This is a genomic window from Clostridium sp. ATCC 25772 (genome assembly GCF_001573875.1).
GTDB classification, from domain to species: Bacteria; Bacillota; Clostridia; order Clostridiales; family Clostridiaceae; genus Clostridium_J; species Clostridium_J senegalense.
On the sequence record NZ_LFRG01000053.1, the window covers coordinates 1 to 22,848 of the forward strand.

Annotated in this window: 22 protein-coding genes, 1 tRNA gene and 2 riboswitches; of the genes, 20 read left to right on the forward strand and 3 right to left on the reverse strand. The window is 25.1% G+C overall.

Annotated elements, in window-relative coordinates:
• Positions 1 to 222: 222 nt before the first annotated feature.
• From AZI32_RS14855 to AZI32_RS14895, 9 genes are all read left to right on the forward strand, one after another.
• Positions 223 to 837 carry a TetR/AcrR family transcriptional regulator gene (locus tag AZI32_RS14855; protein ID WP_061996567.1) on the forward strand — a complete coding sequence of 205 codons (615 nt, stop codon included), beginning with the start codon at positions 223 to 225 and terminating at the stop codon, positions 835 to 837.
• 17 nt (positions 838 to 854) lie between these two features.
• Positions 855 to 1,523 carry a DUF998 domain-containing protein gene (locus tag AZI32_RS14860; protein WP_061996568.1) on the forward strand — a complete coding sequence of 223 codons (669 nt, stop codon included), beginning with the start codon at positions 855 to 857 and terminating at the stop codon, positions 1,521 to 1,523.
• 133 nt (positions 1,524 to 1,656) lie between these two features.
• Positions 1,657 to 2,316: a phenylalanine--tRNA ligase beta subunit-related protein gene (locus tag AZI32_RS14865; RefSeq protein WP_061996569.1), complete on the forward strand. Its 660-nt coding sequence runs from the start codon at positions 1,657 to 1,659 to the stop codon at positions 2,314 to 2,316.
• 357 nt (positions 2,317 to 2,673) lie between these two features.
• Positions 2,674 to 3,429, forward strand: coding sequence for a nitroreductase family protein (locus AZI32_RS14870; RefSeq protein WP_061996570.1), 756 nt, complete (start codon positions 2,674 to 2,676; stop codon positions 3,427 to 3,429).
• An 81-nt stretch (positions 3,430 to 3,510) separates the two neighbouring features.
• Positions 3,511 to 3,558: riboswitch (PreQ1 riboswitch) on the forward strand.
• A 232-nt stretch (positions 3,559 to 3,790) separates the two neighbouring features.
• The gene (locus tag AZI32_RS14875; RefSeq protein WP_061996571.1) at positions 3,791 to 4,771 is read left to right on the forward strand and encodes a nucleoside hydrolase; all 981 of its coding nucleotides are present in this window, start codon (positions 3,791 to 3,793) and stop codon (positions 4,769 to 4,771) included.
• A 12-nt stretch (positions 4,772 to 4,783) separates the two neighbouring features.
• Positions 4,784 to 5,332 carry an ECF transporter S component gene (locus tag AZI32_RS14880; RefSeq protein ID WP_061996572.1) on the forward strand — a complete coding sequence of 183 codons (549 nt, stop codon included), beginning with the start codon at positions 4,784 to 4,786 and terminating at the stop codon, positions 5,330 to 5,332.
• Between the two features lie 261 nt (positions 5,333 to 5,593).
• Positions 5,594 to 6,172 carry a non-canonical purine NTP pyrophosphatase gene (locus AZI32_RS14885; RefSeq protein ID WP_082761285.1) on the forward strand — a complete coding sequence of 193 codons (579 nt, stop codon included), beginning with the start codon at positions 5,594 to 5,596 and terminating at the stop codon, positions 6,170 to 6,172.
• A 527-nt stretch (positions 6,173 to 6,699) separates the two neighbouring features.
• Positions 6,700 to 7,458, forward strand: a complete 759-nt coding sequence (locus AZI32_RS14890; RefSeq protein ID WP_082761286.1) for a SatD family protein — start codon at positions 6,700 to 6,702, stop codon at positions 7,456 to 7,458.
• Positions 7,448 to 8,266: a DUF3307 domain-containing protein gene (locus AZI32_RS14895; RefSeq protein ID WP_061996574.1), complete on the forward strand. Its 819-nt coding sequence runs from the start codon at positions 7,448 to 7,450 to the stop codon at positions 8,264 to 8,266. The genes AZI32_RS14890 and AZI32_RS14895 overlap by 11 nt, the downstream gene beginning before the upstream one ends.
• Positions 8,267 to 8,303: 37 nt before the next feature.
• Here the strand turns inward: AZI32_RS14895 and AZI32_RS14900 are convergent, their stop codons facing one another.
• The gene (locus tag AZI32_RS14900; protein ID WP_010297402.1) at positions 8,304 to 8,687 is read right to left on the reverse strand and encodes a SatD family protein; all 384 of its coding nucleotides are present in this window, start codon (positions 8,685 to 8,687) and stop codon (positions 8,304 to 8,306) included.
• A gap of 723 nt (positions 8,688 to 9,410) precedes the next feature.
• Here AZI32_RS14900 and AZI32_RS14905 point away from each other — a divergent pair.
• The 6 genes from AZI32_RS14905 to AZI32_RS14930 all read left to right on the forward strand — a co-directional run bounded on the left by AZI32_RS14905 (position 9,411) and on the right by AZI32_RS14930 (position 14,585).
• Complete coding sequence (locus AZI32_RS14905) at positions 9,411 to 10,094, forward strand: response regulator transcription factor (RefSeq protein WP_061996575.1); 684 nt, start codon at positions 9,411 to 9,413, stop codon at positions 10,092 to 10,094.
• Positions 10,095 to 10,111: 17 nt separating this feature from the next.
• The gene (locus AZI32_RS14910) at positions 10,112 to 11,536 is read left to right on the forward strand and encodes a HAMP domain-containing sensor histidine kinase (protein ID WP_061996576.1); all 1,425 of its coding nucleotides are present in this window, start codon (positions 10,112 to 10,114) and stop codon (positions 11,534 to 11,536) included.
• Positions 11,537 to 11,708: 172 nt separating this feature from the next.
• Positions 11,709 to 13,079: an MATE family efflux transporter gene (locus AZI32_RS14915; RefSeq protein ID WP_061996577.1), complete on the forward strand. Its 1,371-nt coding sequence runs from the start codon at positions 11,709 to 11,711 to the stop codon at positions 13,077 to 13,079.
• A gap of 225 nt (positions 13,080 to 13,304) precedes the next feature.
• A complete protein-coding gene (locus AZI32_RS14920; protein ID WP_061996578.1) occupies positions 13,305 to 13,910 on the forward strand; it encodes a hypothetical protein in 606 nt (201 codons plus the stop codon).
• Positions 13,911 to 14,020: 110 nt separating this feature from the next.
• Positions 14,021 to 14,097: transfer RNA gene (locus tag AZI32_RS14925), tRNA-Asp, on the forward strand.
• Between the two features lie 101 nt (positions 14,098 to 14,198).
• A complete protein-coding gene (locus tag AZI32_RS14930; RefSeq protein ID WP_061996579.1) occupies positions 14,199 to 14,585 on the forward strand; it encodes a YbgA family protein in 387 nt (128 codons plus the stop codon).
• A 37-nt stretch (positions 14,586 to 14,622) separates the two neighbouring features.
• Here the strand turns inward: AZI32_RS14930 and AZI32_RS14935 are convergent, their stop codons facing one another.
• Positions 14,623 to 15,021, reverse strand: a complete 399-nt coding sequence (locus tag AZI32_RS14935; protein ID WP_061996580.1) for a hypothetical protein — start codon at positions 15,019 to 15,021, stop codon at positions 14,623 to 14,625.
• Positions 15,022 to 15,593: 572 nt separating this feature from the next.
• A riboswitch (NiCo riboswitch) is annotated at positions 15,594 to 15,685 on the forward strand.
• A 127-nt stretch (positions 15,686 to 15,812) separates the two neighbouring features.
• Between AZI32_RS14935 and AZI32_RS14940 the strand changes: the two genes are divergently transcribed.
• Entirely contained in the window at positions 15,813 to 18,335 is a 2,523-nt protein-coding gene (locus AZI32_RS14940; RefSeq protein ID WP_061996581.1) for a cation-translocating P-type ATPase, read from the forward strand.
• 479 nt (positions 18,336 to 18,814) lie between these two features.
• Here AZI32_RS14940 and AZI32_RS14945 read toward each other — a convergent pair whose 3' ends face one another.
• On the reverse strand, positions 18,815 to 20,149 hold the full coding sequence (locus AZI32_RS14945; RefSeq protein ID WP_061996582.1) for a helix-turn-helix transcriptional regulator: 1,335 nt from the start codon (positions 20,147 to 20,149) through the stop codon (positions 18,815 to 18,817).
• Positions 20,150 to 20,359: 210 nt separating this feature from the next.
• On the opposite strand from AZI32_RS14945, the gene AZI32_RS18505 reads away from it, so the two are divergent.
• The 4 genes from AZI32_RS18505 (at position 20,360) to AZI32_RS14955 (ending at position 22,688) form a co-directional block, all read left to right on the forward strand.
• On the forward strand, positions 20,360 to 20,506 hold the full coding sequence (locus AZI32_RS18505; protein WP_157450937.1) for a hypothetical protein: 147 nt from the start codon (positions 20,360 to 20,362) through the stop codon (positions 20,504 to 20,506).
• A 120-nt stretch (positions 20,507 to 20,626) separates the two neighbouring features.
• Positions 20,627 to 20,860 (forward strand): insulinase family protein, encoded by a 234-nt coding sequence (locus AZI32_RS14950; protein ID WP_275934987.1) that lies wholly within the window; start codon positions 20,627 to 20,629, stop codon positions 20,858 to 20,860.
• Positions 20,861 to 21,106: 246 nt separating this feature from the next.
• Positions 21,107 to 21,229 carry an insulinase family protein gene (locus tag AZI32_RS18855; RefSeq protein ID WP_206406645.1) on the forward strand — a complete coding sequence of 41 codons (123 nt, stop codon included), beginning with the start codon at positions 21,107 to 21,109 and terminating at the stop codon, positions 21,227 to 21,229.
• Between the two features lie 163 nt (positions 21,230 to 21,392).
• Positions 21,393 to 22,688 (forward strand): MFS transporter, encoded by a 1,296-nt coding sequence (locus AZI32_RS14955; protein WP_061996584.1) that lies wholly within the window; start codon positions 21,393 to 21,395, stop codon positions 22,686 to 22,688.
• Positions 22,689 to 22,848 lie beyond the last annotated feature (160 nt).

The following is a 22,848-nucleotide window of genomic DNA, read 5'->3' on the forward strand; positions in this document are numbered from 1 at the left end:
TCGCATTTGTTTATATTGCTGCTATTTTTGTTTTATCTAAATAAGTTTTAGATATTTTGTTTTCAGACACGTCCTAAAATAGAATTAAAATTTTAATATGATTTTTTTTGTATTTCTATATTAAGTACTATAAAAAATACATTGTATTTACTAGTGAATGTTAGTATAATGTTTAAGAAAACGAACAAGTGTTAGTTAAATGTTAAGAAAAGGTGATTAAAAATGGAAAATGAGAAATTAACTACTAAAGAAAAAATTTTTGCAAAGTCTATAGAATTATTTTCTAAAAAGGGATTTAATGGTGTATCTATACGACAAATAGCAAAGAGTGTAGGTATTAGAGAAAGCTCAATTTATAATCATTATAAAAGTAAAGATGAAATAATAGAATCTATATTTGAATATTTTGCTAAGTCTATTAAAGATTATAGGCCTTCTACCCTAGAACTAAATAGAATGATGGATTTTATGTCACCAGAGGAGTTGTTTAAGCATCTTGTAATAACCTATGGTAAGTTTTTAAATGGAAAGCTTGATAGTATAGCAATAATAATATATTCAGAGCAGTTTAAAAATGAAAAAGCAAAGGAATTAATGGTTGAGACTATAATAAAAGAGCCTTCACGATTTATAAAAGAAATACTAGATATGATGATAAAAAAAAATTTAATCAAAAATATAGATACTTCACTTGTGGCAGATGAATATAATTATGCTTTAGTTGCAATAACTTTTGAATATGCGCATGCAATAAATGATGGAAAAGATACGTCTCCAATAATTAAAAAAATGTTTAAGCATATAAGTTTTATCTGCGATTATTTAAAAGTGAAATAGGAAAAGAGGTTTTACAAATGAAAAAAATTTATCCTTTATTAGGGGTAATTGCATCAATTAGTTATATTATATATGTGATTGTAGGGGGAGTTTTAAGTGACGGTGAGTATAGTCATCTTACTAATGCAATAAGTGAGCTACCATATTTTGTACCACAAGATAGTTTTGTATGGTTGGAAAAATTAACAATAATTTATGGGTTATCTCTTGCTTTTTTTAGTATCATTGCTTTTATGGATTTTAAAAAATATAAGTCTACTATATGTAGAATAGCTTTTTTATTAGTATTATTTAATGCTCTATCAGGTATGATGATGACCTTTTTTCCTATGGATGCTAGAGATTCACAAATAACAGTTATCGGCATTGGACATATTGTGTTAGCGGGATTTTGTGCGATATTTAGTATATTACCTCCATTATTTATAGGGATAGGGTTTAAAAATGTAGTTCAGTTTAGACATTTAACTATATATTCAATGATATCAAGTTTGATTATATTTATTAGTGGTTGCATTAGTGCTGTTGGTGCTGCTAATGAATATATATATTTTGGAGTTTTTGAAAGAATAACAATTGGTACATATATTATTTGGATTTTAGTTATTTCGATGAATATATTATTTAGTAATATAGCTACAGCGAATTTAGAAAAGTATTTAAAAAACAAGGTGGAATGTACATAGTTAAAAAAGGCTAATTATTATTCTTTTTTTATATTATATAAAAGTATATTTAATAATGAAATAAGTATAACTTATAATGGTAAATTATGATAATATAAAACTATATAGAATTATAGAAAAGGAGTTGCAAAGGATGAAGATTAGAATAGATGAAGAATTAAAGGAAAAATGCCCAAACTTAGTTTTAGGATGCATCATAGCAAATGTAAAAGTTACAGAGTATGACGAAAAATTATGGAAAGAAATAGATGAAGAGTGTTTAAATTTTCAAGGAACAATGGAATTAAAGGATGTTTTGCAACTTGAGAATATAAAAGCATCTAGGGATGGGTACAAAAAATTAAAAAAAGATCCAAGTAAATATAGGGTTTCATCAGAGTCTTTAGTTAGAAGATTAGTAAAGGGATTAGGTCTTTATAAGGTTAATACGATAGTAGATATAAATAATTTAATATCCTTGAAAAGTCTTAATTCAGTTGGAACATATGATTTAGAAAAAATAGGTGAAGATATATGTTTTACAGTAGGAAAACCTGGCGAAACTTATGAGGGTATAGGAAGAGGGCCTATAAATTTAGAAAATATGCCAGTTTTCCAAGATGAAAAAGGTAAATTTGGAAGTGCTACTTCAGATTCAACAAGAGCTATGATAACAAAAGATACAAAATGCATATTAATGAACATAATTTCATTTAATGGTGAAAAAAATTTACAAGAGTATATAAGTAATAGTATAGAACTTTTAAAAAAGTATGCTTATGGAGAAATTTTAGAAGTAAAAGTTGTTAAATAAACACTTAAATGTAATTATAGTGAGGATTTTATGAAAAATAAGAATGCTAATCATAAACATGATTATAATCTTAAGGAAATATTTTTAGATAAAAAATACACATAAAAAACTCAAAAGGTGATTATTATTTATATTATAGTATATTTGAATGTAGAATTTGTAATAAGATAAAAAAAGGATATTTTTAAAAGTTGTTTATGTCAAATAGCTTTAAAGTTACTCATTTATTAAATGAGAAAACTCAAATTAATATTTTATCAATAACTAACAGATTATTTTAGTTAAGAGTTAAGAATGAATAAAAAAACTAAACTGCAATATATTAAGAAAGACTAATTAAATTTGGAAGGTGTTTACATGGAATTAAAAACTCAGTGGTATAAAAGCATTGATAAAAGAACATCAAGAAGAACTTATATGGATAAAGACTTAAATTTAGATCATTTAAACAAAATTTCAAGTCTTATAGAGAAAATTAACAAAGAATCATCTTTGAATATTCAGATTATAAAAGATGGAGAAAAGCCTTTTAAAGGAATAAAGAAATCTTATGGAATGATAAGTGGGGTAAAATCTTTTATTGCACTTGTTGGAAAAGAAGATATTATTAATGTTGAAAGTAAAATAGGATATTTTGGAGAAGCTTTAGTTTTAGAATCTACTTCTTTAGGAATAGGTACTTGTTGGATTGGTGGAACCTATGATAAAAAGGAAGTTGAAAATACAATAGACATAAAAAATAATGAGAAACTTTATTGTGTCATTTCAATAGGATATGTAAAAGAAGCGAAGGGGATAAAAGAAAAATTATTATCATCTTTTAGTAAAAATAGGAAATCTTCAAATGAAATTTTAAGGTGTAATGAAAAAGAAGTTCCTAATTGGGTTGAAAATGGTATAGAAGCAGTAAGAAAAGCACCTTCTGCTATAAATAAACAGCCTTGGAAATATGAATATTCAAAAGGGAATATAAAAGCATTTATAGATGAGCAAAAACATGGCTATGAAAAAATAGATCTTGGAATATCTATGCTACACTTTCAGTTAGGTGCTAAAAATAGTGGATATGTAGGCAATTGGGAATATATAAACAATATAAATATATTTAAATAGAACAATATACACACTTGAATTTTATAAATATTTATTATATACTTCAAATAGAATAAATTGAATATGTTTATAGTAATAACTATAAAAGAGGTTCGTTTTGACCATCCCTCTATAAAAAACTAGGCAAACTTATAAAAGTAATTAAGATTTATATTTTTTGATAAATTAAATTTTAGTTATATAATATATGTACTTAGATTATGAAGGTCACCCTAATTTAGGTGTGGCTTTATGTTTTTTTGCTATATTATATATTTTATAGTTCAGTTTTTTTAGAGTAGGAAAAGCCTGCTCTTTTTTTATTGCCATAAGATATTTTATAAATAAATTATATTTAATACATTAAGAAAGGAAAAATAGAATGAATAAAAGAAAAGTGATAATAGATTGTGATCCAGGAATAGACGATACTTTAGCAATAATGGTTGCACTTTCAAGTAAGGAACTAGATGTTAAAGCTCTTACTATAGTATCTGGTAATGTTCATGTAAATAAAGGTTTTAAGAATGCACTTCAAGCACTAAAGATAATGGGACGCTTAGATATTCCTATATATATAGGCGATGGAAAACCACTTAAAAGAGAACTTGTTGTAGCAGAGGATACCCATGGAGTAGATGGAATTGGTGAAAGTTTTTTAAAAGATATAAAAGATGGCATAGTAAAAAAAGGTGCTGTGAATTATATAATAGATATCTTAAATAAAGAAAAAGATGTGTCAATAATAGCATTAGGACCACTTACAAATCTTGCTGAAGTATTAAAGAAAAGTCCTAATACATTTAATAAAATAGTTGAGATTGTGTCTATGGGGGGGACTTTTAAAAGTCATGGGAACTGTTCACCAGTAGCAGAATTTAATTATTGGGTAGATCCACATAGTGTTAAATATATTATGAAAAACTCACAAGTACCTTTTCATATGGTAGGGCTTGATGTCACAAGAGAATGTGTTTTAACGCCAAATTATATAGAACTTTTGAATCAGCTTAACGATGAAAAAGCAGATTTTATTGTTAAGATAACAAGGTTTTACGTTGATTTTCATTGGAAACAAGAAAAAATATTAGGCTGCGTAATAAATGATCCTTTAGCAGTTTTATATTTTATTAACAAGTCTTTATGTAAGGGATTTCCAGCATATATGGATGTTGTGACTGAAGGGATAGCTATAGGTCAAACTGTAATTGATAGTGAGAACTTTTATAAATTTAAAGCTAACTGTAATGTTTTAACAAGTGTAGATTCTAATATGTTTATGAAAGAATTTTTAACTAGAATTTTACCACATAAAAAAAATGAAATAAATATAATTTTAAATAATAAAAAATATAGTGGTTAGGAGTTAAAAAATATGAGTAAATCAGATACATTTAAAATAGCTATAATTGGTGTAGCAATAGCTCTTAATATAGTAGGAGCATTTGTAGCATTTAATTTGAGGATTCCCATATATCTAGACTCTATAGGAACTGTATTTATAAGTTTTTTGTTAGGACCTTATTTTGGTATAATAACTGGTTTTTTTAGTAGTATAGTTAGTGGTTTGACTTTTGATATATATTCTTTGTGGTTTTCTCCAGTTCAAATATGCACAGGTTTAATATTAGGAGTTATGTTTAAAAAGAAACTTTTAGAAGGATGGAAAATTCTTTTCGCAGTATTTTTTGCTACTATATTTATAAGTAGTGTAGGTGCAACTTTAACAGCATTCATATTTGGAGGTTTTACTTCTTCAGGGTCTAGTTATATAATAATCCTGCTTAGAAAACTAGGTTTAGGTCCAATTTTAAGTGTTTTTTTAGTTCAATTTATTACAGATTATTTTGATAAACTAATTGCAGTATTATTTGTAGGTAAAGTTATAAAATTATTGAAATATAATAAAAAAATAGTGTTGTAAGTTGGAATGAAAATATTTAAAGGATAACTTAAATAGTAATTTTATATTTTTATATCTTCTTTTGTAATAAATATTAGAATAAAATTTATTTTTTTATTTATTTAATCTATTAATAGGTGTATTTTTAGTGTATAATTACTAAAAATATATATATTTTAACATTTAATTACATAGTATGACAGAATAAAATATAGTTATGATAGTGTATATGTTATAATATTTTAATATGATAATATTTTTTATATAAGGAGGATGTAGGGGATGATGAAAGAAATTATTTTTGTAACAACCAATAAAGGCAAAATTACTTCAGCGCAAAGAGAGTTAAAAAATATGAAAGTGTTACCATATAACGCAGAGCTTATAGAACCAAGAGGTGACGATATAAAGGAAATTGCAAAGCAAAAAGTTTTACAAGCGTATAAAATTGTGAAAAAACCTTGTATAGCACTAGATTCTGGCTTTTTTGTAGAAGCTTTAAATGGATTTCCAAAAGCTTATGTAAATCATATGCTAGAAACTATAGGTATAGAAGGACTTTTAAAATTAATGGACAAGGTAGAAAATAGAAAGTGTACTTTTAAATCTTGTCTTGCATATTACGATGGTACGAATATGGAGTTTTTTGAAAGTAATGATCATGGAACTTTGGCTCATAGTATAAGAGAAAATGAGAATAATGAAAAGTGGTCAAATCTTTGGTATATATTCAAGCCAAAAGGATTTTTAAAGACTTTAGCTGAATTTAATGAAGAAGATTTCTTAAGATATGATAATAACTCGAAAGATGATACTTGTATAAAAAAATTTGGAAATTGGTATGATACATATTGTAAATAAATTATTACATAATAAATTTTGTTTTAAAGTGGAGGGTACTATATGTTAAGAGTCCTTTCCACTTTATATTTATTATTAGGAATTAAAATTTAAAAAATTTTTATATGGAAAGATTTATATAAATATGAAATATGGGTAATAATAGATATAGTGCTTTAAGATATAAAGGAGTATTTAAATATAGATAGAATTTATATAAATATAAATATTTAAAATAAGAGATGTTAATTTTAAAAATACTATAAGTTTATATAAGAATTAAAAATAACATTTTAAATTATAATTAGAAGTTTTGATTTCTAAAAGAGTGATCATATATTATAAAAAAATTTAAAAATAAAGAAAGGAGGAGCTGCTACAATTAAAACCTACAAATTAGCATGGAAATAATTGGATATTTGCAACCAAGATTAATATAGAATTTAAAAGCTATGGAGTGTTTTATAATAAACTTATGCACAAAGAAATGGAAATAATCTCTATATAGGTGTATTTATCTAGATTTTAAGTAGCAGAATGCTTTAAGTATGTATAGTGTAATCAATATGGACATTGTAAGCTCTAGAAAAATAAAAGATAGGGCTAATTTTCAGGAGGAACTAAAAATATATTTAAAAACTTTGAGTAAGAAATACTCTAAGATATTAGTTGCGCCAATAACATTTACATTAGGTGATGAATGGCAAATTGTTTCTAGCTCACCAGAGAAAAGTTATGATATTTTTAAAGAAATTCAAAGATATTTATTTAAAAAAAATATACAAGTATACTGTGGCATAGGTATAGGTGATATATCAACTAATCTTTCAAGAGACACTAGAGAGATGGATGGAGAAGTTTTTATAAATGGTAGAGAAGCTATAAATATAGCTAAGAAAACTAAAGGGTTCTATGGTCAGAATATTAAGTCAAAGCATAATAGAGTATTTTTCAAAGGTGCAGATTTACCAATCGATTTATATAATAAATTTATTTTAGATGAAATAGCTGTTACTTCTGAATATGATGATAATATAACTTTAAATCAAGTTATAAATTCAATTATTGAAAATAATGAAACTATAGAAAGTAAGTTTACAGAAAAGCAAAGAGAATTAATAAATTTGTATGAAAAACATGGATCATATAATAATATGATTTCTAAAGATGGGAATTTGTCTAAATCTAACATATCTCAAAGATTAAATTCTTGTAGTTATTTTTTAACTGTACATAATACAAGAATCATAAGATTATTATTAACAACATATATAAAAATAATTGAAAGGAGTAGTAATGTATTTTAGTTTATTTTTAGTTTATTTAATTTCACATATTACTTTTGATTTTATTTTTCAACAGGATAACATACTAAAATTAAGATTCCCAAAAGATAATTCAATTAAATCTATATTAAAAGGTAATTTTATTCATAGCTTTTTTCATTTTTTAGGTATAAATTTATTTCTTTTGGGGTTTTATTTAGCAAATGGACAACCATTAGAAATTTTTAATAAATGTATACTTATTATTACTATATTTCATTTTGTTATAGATTGCTTAAAGTCAGGTTTAATATTAAAAAAACCTTGGTTGAAAGAGGATGTAATAATTTTTTTATTAGATCAGTTTTTGCATTTATTGGTTATTATTAGTGTTTTTATTTTATGTGAAGACATGAAATTTAAAGAAGGATTAATAAAATTATTAAATTATAGGACAAGTTTTACATCTATGGATAGGTTTTTAGCTATTGTTTTAATAATATTAATTTGTACAAATGTAACAGGAATATTTATTAAAGTGTTAATAAGAAGTTTAACAAGTAAAAAATATATAAAAGCAAGAAAAAATAACATATATATACCTATAAAAAATGATAATACAGGTGCTGAAAATGGTGGACTTATAATTGGAATATTAGAAAGGTCCTTTATATTACTTATCATGGCCATAAACCAGGCCCCTCTAATAGGATTTGTATTAGCTACTAAATCTATAGCAAGGTTTAAAAAACTTGAAGATGAAAGCTTTGCAGAATATTTTATTATTGGGACTTTTATAAGTTTCATAATAGCAATGATAGGTGGAAAACTTATATATACTTTATTATAAGAAATACCAATAACAATTAAAATGTTATTGGTATTTCTTAGTCTTGTATAACCACTAATGAGCATTGATTTCTTTTAGCGTATTTAATAGCCTTTCTTGCTAAATAAAATGAAGGACCGTCAAGTTGATTTACAGTAAGTTCAAAATTATGAATTGTTATTTCACCTATTCCAATGCCTGTATAAAATTTTACATTTGAAGGTAGTTTACTTTTAAAAAAATCTAATATTTCTAAGTACGGAGAATTTTCTTTTAAAAGTCCTTGCCATTCATCACCTAATGTTATTATAAAAGGAGCAACTATATAATCTTTAAATAAGGTGTTACATTCTTTTAAAACATCAATAAGATATAATTGAAAATCATGTCTATTTTCTAATAGTCTTGAATTTTTTATATCACATATAATTGTAACAAACATTATTAATCCTCCTAAATTTCAACATAAAGAGTATAAAGTTTACTCTATATAGTAAACTTGCATAAGGTTAACTATATTTTCTTAGAGTAAATATAGTTAAATAAAATTATATAAAATGTAATGTTAAATTCTAAGTTATTCAGAGCACGTTTCACTATTTTGGGTATCCAAGTTTTGGAATGGATAGCTTTAAGAGTCAACTTGGAACTCTATATAGGGATACAATCTATAACTTAAATTTATACATCAAATATAGTTAGTTAAGAATTATGAATTATGAATTATGAACTTAGGATGAAAGTGGCAACCACTTTCTGAAAATGATTTAAAAAAATCTATCAATATAATTTGCTTTGCAAATTTATAAAAAGGTACGTTGAGAATTACTAGGAACGAAGTGAGTAGTAATAACCACAACTGTTCACTATTCACTCTTAACTTTTAACTAAAATAACCTGTTAGTTATTGATAAAATATTAATTTGAGTTTTCTCATTTTATAAATGAATAAGTTTAAGATTTAATTTGGAATCTTATATCTCACTCTCTGTTACTATAATATGTAAAAAAAATAAATTTGAAACAGTATTTCTTATAAAATAAGCATTCTAACTAAATATTTGTTTTAGTAGTTTAATTTGGAAACACTATAAAAAGTTGTAGAAATGTAGTTTTTTATGATAATATTTACTAAAGATATTAGTTATTTTCAGGGGGAATTAAGATGAATGAAAAGGTTTTAGTCGTTGATGATGAAGAAGAAATACTTTCTTTAATTTCTGATGCTTTATCTGATGATGGCTACGTAGTATTTACTGCAAAAGATTGTGATGAGGCTTTAGAAAAACTTAAAATTAATCCAGATATAATATTATTAGATGTTATGATGCCTGGAAAAAATGGTTTTGAGTTTTGCACTGAAATAAGAGATGCGATTTCCTGTCCAATTATATTTATAACTGCTAAAATAAATGAAGCTGATTTATTAAAGGGTTTAGCTATAGGTGGAGATGATTATATTACAAAACCTTTTAGCATAAGAGGACTTAAAGCTAGAATAGGAGCACATATAAGGCGTGATAAAAGAAATTTTTCTATGGAAAATAAAAAATATATTATTTTTAATGATTTAAAAATTGATTTAAAAGGAAGAAAAGTTCTTTTAAAAGATGAGGAAGTTATTTTAACTAAAAGAGAATTTGATATAATTGAACTTTTAGCATTAAATAATGGACAAGTTTTTTCAAAAGAACAAATATATGAAAAAATTTGGGGATATGATGCAGAAGGTGATTCTTCAACAGTAGCTGAGCATATAAAAAAAATACGTTTCAAATTTAATAAGCATAATATTTATAATAAATATATTTCTACTGTATGGGGTGTAGGATATAAGTGGGAGAACTAAGGAAGTAAGGTGAGCAAATGCTTAAAAAATATTCTATAAAAAAGCAATTTATATCAACATTTTTTTTGGCTTTAATATTTAGCTTAGTAAGTTTTGTTATATTGTTTTTATTATTTATGTATATATTAAATAGTAATATGTTATATCCAGCAAACTATTATGAAAGACAAATCCCGAAAATTGAAGATTATATAATGAAGTGTGGGGATAATATATTAAATGAAACTGAAAAAGGAAATCTTGAAAACATAATACCTACTGAAGGTATAAAATATAAAGTTTATAACCTAAAAAATAAAAGTAGTTATGGTAATTTACAAATTAAAGATGAAGATAATAATTCTATTTTAAAAAAATTAAACACAGTAGATATAAATGCTTTTAATAATGTAACAAAAGTAGTTCCAATAATAAGTAATAATGGAACATTAGAAGGTGTAGTTTATTTAAATTATAATTTAAAAGCTTCAATTAATCCTCATAAAAAGTTAATAGGAACAGTGTTAGGTGTTATTACTTTACTTAGTCCATTTATATTTATAATAATATATAGTATTATATTTGGTAGAAAATTAAGTAAAAACTTAAATGAACCTTTTAAACAGTTAATTGAAGCCTCAAATAAAATACAAGTTCAAGATTTAGATTTTAAATTAAATTATCCTTATGACAATGAAATAGGTAAACTTATGAAAAGTTTTGAATCAATGAGGGGTGAGTTGAATAAAACTTTAAATAAACAATGGGAAACAGAAAAGGAAAAAACAGATATGATTAATGCATTATCTCATGATTTAAGAACACCACTTACAGTTATCAAAGGTCATGTGGAGCTTTTGCAAGATGGTTCATATAAGAATGAAGAGAGGCTATTAAGATATCTAAACTCTATGGAAAATTCAGTCAATAGAGCAGTTCTATTGGTAGAAGATTTAAATTTATTATCCAAACTAGAAAATCCTGATTTTACATTACAAGTAGAACAAATTAATGTAAAAAGTTTTCTTGAAGATAAAATTGAGGAATATATACCATTTTCAAATAAGAAAAATATAAAATTAAGTTTAAATGAAATAAATATAGATGCAAATACTACATTTTTTTTAGATAGATTGAGAATTTCTCAAGTTTTAGATAACATAGTTACAAATGGTTTAAGATTTTCTCCGGAAGGTGGAAAAATTCAAATTGATGTAAAATATGAAAAAGAAAACTTATTTTTTAAAATTTGTGATAGTGGAGAAGGGTTTAATGAAGAAGATTTAAAAAATATTTTTACTAAATTTTATAGAGGGGACAAATCAAGAAGGAAATCTACAGGGAATTCAGGCTTGGGACTATATATTTCTAAAAGTTTAGTTGAAAAGCATAATGGAAATATTAAAGCTTATAATAGCGAAGATAGAGGAGCTGTTATAGAGTTTTTTATAAAAAATCCTTAAAATAAGAGCCTATTATAATTAGGCTCTTATTTAAGTTTTTTGAAAATATTTAAAAGTTTTAGTTTTAAAAATTTTTTCTTATATATGGAACTAAGTTTTAATATTGTATATACTAAGTAAGGTTTGTTAATTAAACTTAAAAACTAATAAAACTAATTTGGAGAATGAATTTATGAAAGAGAGAAAATTAAAAGAAAAACTTATAAAGATTACATGGCCTATTTTTATAGAGAGTATATTATTTTCATTACTTGGAGGAACTGATATTTTTATGTTGGGAAGGTACTCAGATAATGCAGTTGCTGCAGTTGGTGTGGCAAATCAACTTATGTTTATGGTGAATTTAACCTTTGCAATAATAACTGCTGGTACGTCAATTTTAGTGTCTCAATATATTGGCCATAATAAAGAGTATAAAAAAGGTAATGAAAATATAATTAAAGTAAGTATAGTATCAATAGTGTTTAATCTTATTATTGGAATAATAATAAGTATTTTAATGGTTATGGGAGGAACTGTTTTATTAAAAGCTTTAAATACAGCAGATGAGCTTTTAATTTATGGAAATAGTTATGTGAGTTTTGTTGGTGGGTTTGTGTTCATACAGGCACTTTCAATGACTTTTACTGCAATCTTAAGACCTCATGGACTTACTAAAATTTGTATGATAGTAACATTTATAATGAATATAATTAATATTACTTTAAATTACATATTAATATTCGGAAACTTCAATTTACCAGCATTAGGTGTTAAAGGCGCAGCCATTTCAACAACTTTAAGTAAAATTATTGGGACTATAATCTTAGGAATAGTTGTTTATAAAAAAGTATTGAAAGATTTTAAATTAAGCCTATTTGAAAAATTCCCAATGGAGGATTTTAAAAATATCTTAATAATAGGAATTCCAGCAGCTGGTGAGGAAATATCCTATAGTCTTTCACAGTTAGTTGTTACAGGGTTTATTAATTTGATTAGCATAAACTCTATGGCAACTAAAAGCTACATAGCTAATATTGCAAGTTTTGCTTATTTATTTTCAGCATCATTGGCACAAGGGTGTAGTATACTTGTTGGACAATTAGTAGGAGAAGAAGAAACTGAGTTAGCATATAAATTATGTTTAAAATGCTTGAAAAAAGCAATGATTGTTACAACAACGGTTAGCTTTATATTTCTTTTACTTGGAAAGCATATACTTGGAATATTTACATCAAATGAAGAAATAATAGCTCTTGGATTTATAGTTCTAATTGTAGATTTAATATTAGAACCAGGAAGAACTATAAATTTAGTTGGTATTACCTCTTTAAGAGCTACAGGTGATGTTAAATTTCCTGTATGTATAGGTATTTTTTCAATGTGGATATTTGGAGTTGGACTTGCATACATACTAGGAATAAAATTAGGCCTTGGACTTGTTGGAATGTGGATATCATTTGCAATAGATGAATGGTTTAGAGGAATATTAGTTTATAATAGATGGAAGAAAAGAAAATGGATTGGGAAATCTTTTGTATCAAGGACTAAGATAGCATCATAAATATATTTATAAAAATGAATAGGTAATATTTTATAGGAAATATCTCTAAAAATAGTATTAATATTATTTTTTAGGGATATTTTTAGTTTATACAGCCATTATATATATTATATTTTTTATTATTATATAATGTAGTAATAAATTAAAAGAAAGATATTTTATTAAATTTGTATATTTATATTTAATTATTTAAAAATGATAATATTTGAAAGGAATAAATTTAAAATGAGTAATAGAAATAATAAATGGACTATTAGAATAGCAGTAGTACTTGAGATATTTTTATTAGCTACTATTATGTTAAATATTATATTTAAACAATGGAATGGGTTGAATTTTTTAATTTTGGCTATTGTATGCATTACATTTCCATTTATAATTACTAGCATTGCTAATAAAAAAAATATAATATTACCTTATAATTTTCAATTAATATCTATAATGTTTATTGTACTTACAATATATTTTGGAGAATTTAAAAAATTTTATGTGAGATTTTGGTGGTGGGACTTATTTATTCACTCTATATTTGGTAGTTATGCAGTTCTTATAGCATTAAAATTAAATCAAGGAATTATTACAAATACAAAAGAAACAACTAAAAAACGGTTTCTTGTTTTTAAATTAATGAGTGCATTTAATTTTTCAATTGCGTTAGGTACTATGTGGGAAGTGTTTGAATTTGTAGGAGACTATTTATTTAAAACTAATATGGTAAAGGGCGGAATTGAAGACACTGCAACAGATTTAATCGTAAAAGTTATATCAGCTTTTATTATTTCTATATTATGTTATTACCATGAAGCAAAATCTATAAATAGTGAAAATTAATATATATTAACTCGATGTAATAATAATATTTTACAATCTTTCCAAAAAGTATTGACAATTATAAAATATTCATGTAATATAATGTATGTAATCAGTAAACATTGCGATATGGCCTAGTGGCTCAGTTGGTTAGAGTACCGGCCTGTCACGCCGGGGGTCGAGGGTTCGAGTCCCTTCTAGGTCGCCAAATTTGTTTACTGGTTATTTTTTTATCTAAATTTACAAAGTTCAAGTATGAGAGTCTAAACTTTAAAAATATTTAAATATATATGAAATGGGGTGTTTTAGTTGACAATAAAGGAAGATAGAAAAAACATAGATATTATTTGGTCCAAATATAAATATGTTGTAATGGAACGATCTTATAAAGAGTATAAAGAAATAAGTAAAAATATAGGTTTGAACAATTATACATATAAAGAATTTAATGAAAAGCTAAACAAAGTAATAAAAGAAGCACCTATGAAAAGTCAAGTAATAAATACAGTTCATCATATATGGGGATATTTTAAAAAAGTTGCTACTGAAGAAGAAAAAACATGCCTTTTTGAAATGATAAAGGAATTTGAAGAAAATAGAAAAGACTTAACAGAAATAAAAAAACTTTTAAAGGAATATGCAATAAAATATGAATCAAAATATTTATTGCATAGTTATTATTTTGATTATAATTAAATTTTGTAGTATATAATAAAAAACCAATTAGATAATTTTATAACCTAATTGGTTTTTTATTTTCTATAATAGTATTAATAATTTTTTCTTTAATATATTCATTTTTATAAACAGTATCAAGAGAAAATCCACATTTTTTTGCTATTGCCATAAAAGTTAAATTTTCATTTGACTTTATTATTTTTTCAACGGCTCTATCAATTTTACCATCTATAACTCTTATTTCTTTATAGTATTTCATTCTTTCTAATACATATGTCCTAAGTTGAGGGTATTTATTTATAACAAAAGGAGTAATCTTTACCTTCTTCACAACCAAAGCAAAACTTAATCTTTGGTTATTATTTAAAATTTCTTTTATTGCATTATTTATATCGATTTTATATTCCTCAATATCTTTATAGGATGATGCATTACAATTTAAACAATTCTCCACCGCGATTCTCCTTATTCGACAAATTCTATTAACTTAATAATATACTATTATTAAACTATTGTAAATCCTTACATTAATATAGATTATATAGGGTTCCAAGTTGACTTTTAAAATTATCCATTCCAAAACTTAGATACCTAAAATAGTGAGACATGCTCCAAATCATTTAGAATTCAATGCTGAATCTTGTACGAAAATATTTTAAGGTTATTGAATAAATTTAAATTGGAGCTTGTTTCTTTATAGTACCTTGAATTTAATAAAAAATTTTAGATATATATAAGTAGAAAACTGAAAATCACTTAAAAAATACAATTAGTTTACATAATTAAAATTAAGTATATAAAAATAAATGTAAACTAAAATCAAAATTGAAAACTAATATAACTAAAGAATAAATCACTAGAGAAATGGTTAATTTATTTATATAGAATATAAAATTATATTTGAATCTATACATTGTAAATTAGAGATTATTTTATTAGAAAAAATAAAATTTTTGTTAAGTTGTAGAAACTATTTTGTTTATCACATATAATAATATGTAATCTCTTTGCACTGCATATAAATCTACAGTACAAACTGATCAGGCCGATGAATTATTTTGTTTATGGAGCCGGGCCTTAATTGGCAACAGGATTATAAAAACACCTGTGGGACAGTTTATTGTTCTACAGGTGTTTTTTGTCTACCTTTAGAGCAATAAAACAAATAAGATCTTTAATGCAATGCCATAGAGCTATCAAACAAAATGTTCTTGATAAATCAAGAATTAACGGAGGTAACTTTTTATGACAGAACAAAAAAAGGTAAATGAGTTTAATGGTTTAACTAAGGAAGAGGTAATTAAAGCTCAAGAGAGGTATGGCAAAAATCAGCTAATATCTGAGAAAAAAGAAAGTTTTTTTCTGAAAATTTTAGAAGTATTAAAAGAGCCTATGTTTCTACTCTTGATTTTAGCTGCAATTATATACTTTATATTGGGTGAACCACGAGATGGACTAGTAATGTTGATATTTGTAATTGGAATAATTAGTATTGATGTAATTCAAGAATGGAAAACAGATAAAACTTTAAGCGCACTTAAAAATTTATCAGCGCCGAATATAACTGTGATTAGAGATGGAGTAGAGTGCATTATAAATAGTGAAGACTTGGTTCCAAAGGATCTAATGATAATAAGTGAAGGAGTAAAGATTCCAGCAGATGGTAAACTAATTAAAGTTAGTGACCTTTGTGTAAATGAATCTTCTTTAACTGGTGAAGCTGAAGGTGTATGGAAATGCACAGATGATAGCGAGAATAAGGACTATTGGAAAAAAGATTATTGCTATGCAGGCACTTTAGTTACCCAAGGTAGTGGAATAGTTTTAGTAGATAAAATAGGAGCCGACACTGAATATGGGAAGATAGGTATTGATATAGCTAAAGCACCAGATATGCCTACACCACTTCAGAAACAAACTGGAAAATTAGTAAGGGTTTGTGCAATAATAGCAGCAGTTTTATTCTTACTAGTTTGTATAATAACTTATATAAATCTTTCAGACCATAGCTTAAAAGATAGGATTATTGAAAGTATATTATCTGGAATAACTCTAGCCATGGCAATGATACCAGAGGAGTTTCCAGTTATTTTAACAGTGTTTTTATCTATGGGAGCTTGGAGGTTAGCGAAAAAGAAATCTTTAGTCCGAAGACTTCCATCAGTTGAGACTTTAGGAGCTGTGTCCATATTATGTGTAGATAAAACTGGTACTATTACAATGAATAAGATGGAATTAAGTGATACATGGACTTTAAATTGTGATATAAAAGAGTTAAGTTATGTTATGGGAATGGCTTGTGAAACTGATGCTTATGATCCCATGGAACATGCTATGCTTAAGTATTGTGAAAATAATAATATAAGTAAAAAAGAATTATTTAGTGGAAATTTAATTTATGAATATTCATTTACTAATGAAAATAAAATGATGGGTCACGTATGGGAAAAAGATAAAAAAGTTATTATAGCAGCTAAGGGGTCACCAGAGAAAATTTTAACTTTGTGTAATTTGGAGCAAGAAGAAAGTAAAAAAATAGAAGAAAAAATACATTCAATGTCTTCTAAAGGATTAAGAGTAATTGCTATCGGTAAAATGGATATTGAGGATAAATCAAATATACCAACTACTTTAGAAGAATGTAGTTTAGAATTTTTAGGACTAATAGGGTTTATGGATCCGCCAAGAGAATCTATAAAAGGTGATATAGAAAATTGTATTAAAGCAAGTATAAGAGTAGTTATGATTACTGGTGACAATGGAATAACAGCAAGTTCTATTGCAAAACAGGTTGGTATTCCACATAGTAATGAAGTTATTACCGGTGATGAACTTAACAGTATGAGTGATGAAATTCTTAGAGAACGAGTTAAAGAAGTTAGTATTTTTTCAAGAGTTGTACCAGAGCATAAAATGAGAATAGTAAAAGCATTTAAAGAAAATGGAGAAGTTGTTGCAATGACCGGTGATGGAGTAAATGACGCACCAGCCTTGAAATATGCAGATATTGGTATAGCTATGGGAAAAAAGGGCTCAGAAGTTTCAAGAGAAGCAGCAGATTTAATTTTATTAGATGATAATTTTTCAACTATAGTTGATACTATTAAAGATGGAAGAAGAATTTATGATAATATAAGAAAAGCTATTGGATATATATTTACAATTCATATACCAATTGCCTTTGCATCTTTATTAGGACCACTTCTTGGTATTAAATCATCACTTTTATTATTACTACCAGTACATGTAGTGCTTTTAGAACTTGTAATAGATCCAACTTGTTCAATAGTATTAGAAAGACAACGTGCAGAAGATGATATTATGAATCGTAACCCTCGTAATCCTAATGAGGGAATATTAACTTCAAAAATTTTAGTTAAAAGTATAATACAAGGATTAGTTTTATTTGCAGCTTCTTTCGGAACTTATTATATAAGTTTAAATAATAATCCGCTTAATACTAATATAGCGCGCTCTATGGGATTATCTATAATAATAATTTCTAATATATTGCTTGTTCAAGTTAATAGTTCTAATAAAGATTTTGCATACAAATCATTTATATATCTAAAAAAAGATCCAGTAATGTGGTTAGCAATAGGTGGCACAATTTTAGGGTTAGCTGTAATACTTTATTCACCACTTTCTAGTTTTTTAAGTTTAGCAGCACTTAGTATAAAACAATTAGGTACAGTTGTGATTATATCAATAATTGCAGTAATGTGGTATGAAATAGTGAAGCTATTCAATAAAATTAAAAAACATTAATAATTCTTTTATAAGAACTGCTTTAAAATAGAAATAAAATTCTGTTTTAAGGCAGTTTGTTTATTTTATATAATTAATTTAATGTTATAATTAAAGAATAAAATAAATACAATTATATTACATATATGTAAATGAGTTTTTAAAATAGAAAGAGGGGAAATTATGATGTTAGTAGGTACTTTTGGGGTACTTTATACAATAATTATTTTAATTTTAACAGGGTTAAGTGTATATGCGCTAATTTTACTGATAAAAGCATTGAAAATATATATAAATAAGAATTCGTAATTTATATTCTATATGATTATAAAAAATCAAAATGCATTTATAATGGTTTTACATTATAAATGCATTTTTTAGATTAAATATATTATAGGTTTTAAACTTAAATATTAGCTTGTTTTATTGCTAGTTAACAAATTTAAATAAGATATAATTAAATTTTTATCTGTATATAGAGTTTAATTATATCTTTGAAGTTATACATTATAGGGGGCAAGTTTAAAGATAAACTTCAGTATGTTATCAATTGTTAATCTATCTTCTATAGTATTATAATAATTGATAAATTTTAAAACTAACATATTGTTACATGTCAGAATCCCTAAAGATATCATTTCTAAAAGTTGATTTTTCAAGTCATCAATTTGAGATGAATCATTTTCTTTAATAGCTATATTAAGTAGATTCTCCATAGAAGATACTAATATATTTATAGAATTAAATTCTTTTGCATATTTTAACGCTTTATTAAAATATAGTTTGCTTAATTGGATTTTATCTAACTTAATAGCAGCTACACCTAAAATATTATATATATCTGTAGCATAACTTTTGAATTCAATGGTTGTATAATATTCTAATGAAGACACTGCTTTATCAAAGTATTTATTTAAATTTTTACTATCGTTTAAATAGAGATATAATTCTAATATATTACATAAAGTAACTAAGTTCATTTCAATATTATCATTACATAAAGAAAGAATTATTTTATAAACTTTAAGAGCATCTGTATATAAGTTTTTTTCTTTAAAACAGTTTCCTTTTAATGTTAATAAGTTTATATTTCTAGTAGAATCTTTATCTAAAATAGGGTAAAAATCATTTATAAGCAAATCTATTTCATCTAAAACTTTATCATAATTTTTTAAGTTCTTATATGAGATTAGAGTATTATATCTAATTTTAAATTCATCTTCTAAAGGAATATTATTCATATAGGTAAAAGCTAAATTTGAAAATTTTATAGATTCATCGTATCTTTTTAAGTTATTGCAACAGACAATTAGATTAATAATTAATTGAATTAAACTTAAGTTATTAAATAAATTATCATATGAATCTAATGATATTAAATAATGATTGTAAGCTGAATTGTACATCGAACATGATGTGTAAATATTTCCTAACTTTAAATAAACATCTGCTTTTATATTTTTTAATCCATACTTATCTATTATTATTTTTACTTCTTTTATATAATTACTATAGCTATCATTTATCGCATTTACTCCTTCTAAGTTAAGCCAATTTAAAAAAGCATCACTTATATTCTTTGCTTGGTTTTCTTCAGAATCCAATAAATAATCCAATGATATCTCTTCATAACAGATATTTTTTTCAGTACATATTTTTTTGATGTTATCTATAAGAGCAATAGCTGTATTTTTATTTAGTTTAGCTTTATCAGTTTCTATCATACTAATCATATTTCTTGTTATATAGTTACCACTGAGCTCATATTGTTTTATTTTATATTTTTTACGTAATTCTTTAAGTTTCATTCCTGGTGTAATTATTTTAGTGTTCATAGTAATACCTCCTTATCTTTATATATCATAATAGATATTTATAAAATTTTATCATAAATTTAAATTTGTTGTTAAATCCTATAACTATAGTATAAATTAAAAAATAAAAAAGTAAACAAAAAACTATTTACTTTAAGAAAAAGAAATGATATTATAAATATAAAGATTTAGAAAAAAAGTAATATTGTTGAAATAAAGGGGGATTTTTGAATGAATAAAAGAATAAAATTTATAAGTAGAGCTATTGTTTGTGCATTTTTATTTAGTTTTTGTATAAATGGGGCGTCAGCCAACATTGTTCATGCTAAAAATGCTAAACCTTTAAGTATTGATCCTAAGGAAGAAACAAAATTATAAAAGTAAGTTTTATAAGCTTACCTTTCAAAATTGAAATTATCAATTTTCAGTTGTTCGTAAGTAGGTGAAAAAATGTATGAAACTTTAAATGTTTATTTGGAAAATGGACTAAGAATTTTAATGCATAAAATACCTAGGATAAAAACAATGTCTTGTGGAATTTGGATAAAACAAGGCAGTAAATATGAAACTGATGAAACTAATGGACTATCACATTTGATTGAGCATCTTATAGTAAACACATCGACTTCTAGCAATTCAGAATATAAAAAGCTAATTGACAAAATAACACTTAATGGCGTTGAATACAATGCAAGCACCACAAAAGAAACTACTTCGTTTTATTTCACATGATTAGCAGCTATGCTACCACGATGTATAGAAGCCTTATTTCATATAGCAATTAATAATTTAGAATTTAATAAAGAAAATGTAGAAAATGAAAAAAGTTGTAATGCAATAAACTGGTACCTATAGACTGGACACAATAAAAAAGAGTGTCTCATCTATAGGTGCTTTTTTATTGTAAACTGGACCCCTTGTCAAGGACATAATAAAAAAAAGGGTAATTTAGATATTGGTAGAATAATTGTTGGTAATATGGATAATGTAAAAAATGCTAAATTAGATAGCATTAAAGAGATAATTAAGAATTCTTATACTCCAGAAAATGCAGTTCTAGTAGTGGGAGGAGATATAGATTATGAAAAAACTAGTATGTAATGGAAATTCAGCTAAAGAAATAATAGAAATTATAATGAAAGTGGGGAAAATAAAATGGAAAAATAAAAAAATATAAAAGTTAAAAAAATTTCGTAAATATAATTATTAAATTTTAAAAACATTTAATAATTATAATTGCTTTAAAATGGAGGGATTACTGCAAATGAATGTGAAATTATTTAAAAAGAAAGATTTCCTATTGCTTATGTTAGGTAAGCTTGTTTCATTAATTGGAAGCGAAATGCAAAGTTTTGCTCTATCTCTATATGTTCTAGCTATTACTGGTTCTGCAACTAAGTTTGCTTCAGTTGTTGCAATAACAGTTATACCTAAGATTGTACTAGGACCGGTAGCAGGAGTTTTTGCTGATTGGTTTGATAGAAAGAAAATAATAGTATGTTTAGACTTTATAAATGGAATAATTATTGGTATATATGCTATTCTATTTTTTATAAATGGAGAACTTTCAATGCTAAGTATATATTTTTTAACTATAACACTTGCAACTATTGAATTATTATTTCAGCCTGCAATTTCAACAGTCATACCTAGCATTGTTCAAGAAGAAGAACTTGTGGCAGCAAATGGTGTAAATTCTACTATAATGAATATTGGTTTATTAATTTCTCCATGTATTGCAGGTATATTGTTCGGAATAAAAGGATTACAATTGGTACTGATAATAAATTCTGTAAGCTTTATATTATCAGCGATAAGTGAAATGTTTATAAATGTTCCAAAGACTAATAAAAAACCTGAAAAAATTAACTTTAAAGCCTTTAAAAAAGATTTTTCAGAAGGTCTTAAATTTATAAAAGAAAGAAGTATTATTAAAGCTGTAATAAAGTTAGGAATGATTTTAAATTTTGCCTTTGGTTCATTTGTATCAGTGGGGTTATTATATATTAGTAAAGAAATTTTAAAAGTATCTGACTCCCAATATGGGATGATGCAATCCCTTTTAGTTATAGGAATGTTTTTAGCACCAGTTGTTTGTACGTTTATGTGCAGAAAAATGACATTAGGAAAGATAATGTTTAAAGGGGTACTTATTTCTTCATTAATGGTATTTTTAATATCAATGTGTGCAACCAATATAGTAGTTAAATTCTTCTCAAGTAATTTAATTTTGTTTGGAATAATAACTATGTTATGTATATTGTTTATAACTATGATATCTGCAGTTAATATGGCATTAGCTATTTCTATTCAAAAACAGGTTCCTATAGAATATTTGGGAAGAGTATCCACAGTAATGAATTCATTATTAATGGCAATATCACCATTAGGAACAATGGTTTTTGGAATGCTATATGATAAAATACCAGCTTATATGGCAGTCTTAGTCTGTGCTAGTATAATGTTTATAGCAATAATTGCTTTAAGAAAAAGTTTATATGCTGGAGATGCACAGGATGTTCAAATTTCATCAGAAAAGGAAACAATTTATGAAACTTAATTATTTTATTTCACTATAGTAACCTTTTCCCTAACTTTTATATTATTTATAAAAAGGAGAAAAGTTATGGCTTATATTAAAGCAGGAGCTAAGTAATAGTTGCTAAATTTATTGAAATTAGTGTAAAAATGTGTTGAAATGTACTCATAAAAGGAAGTGA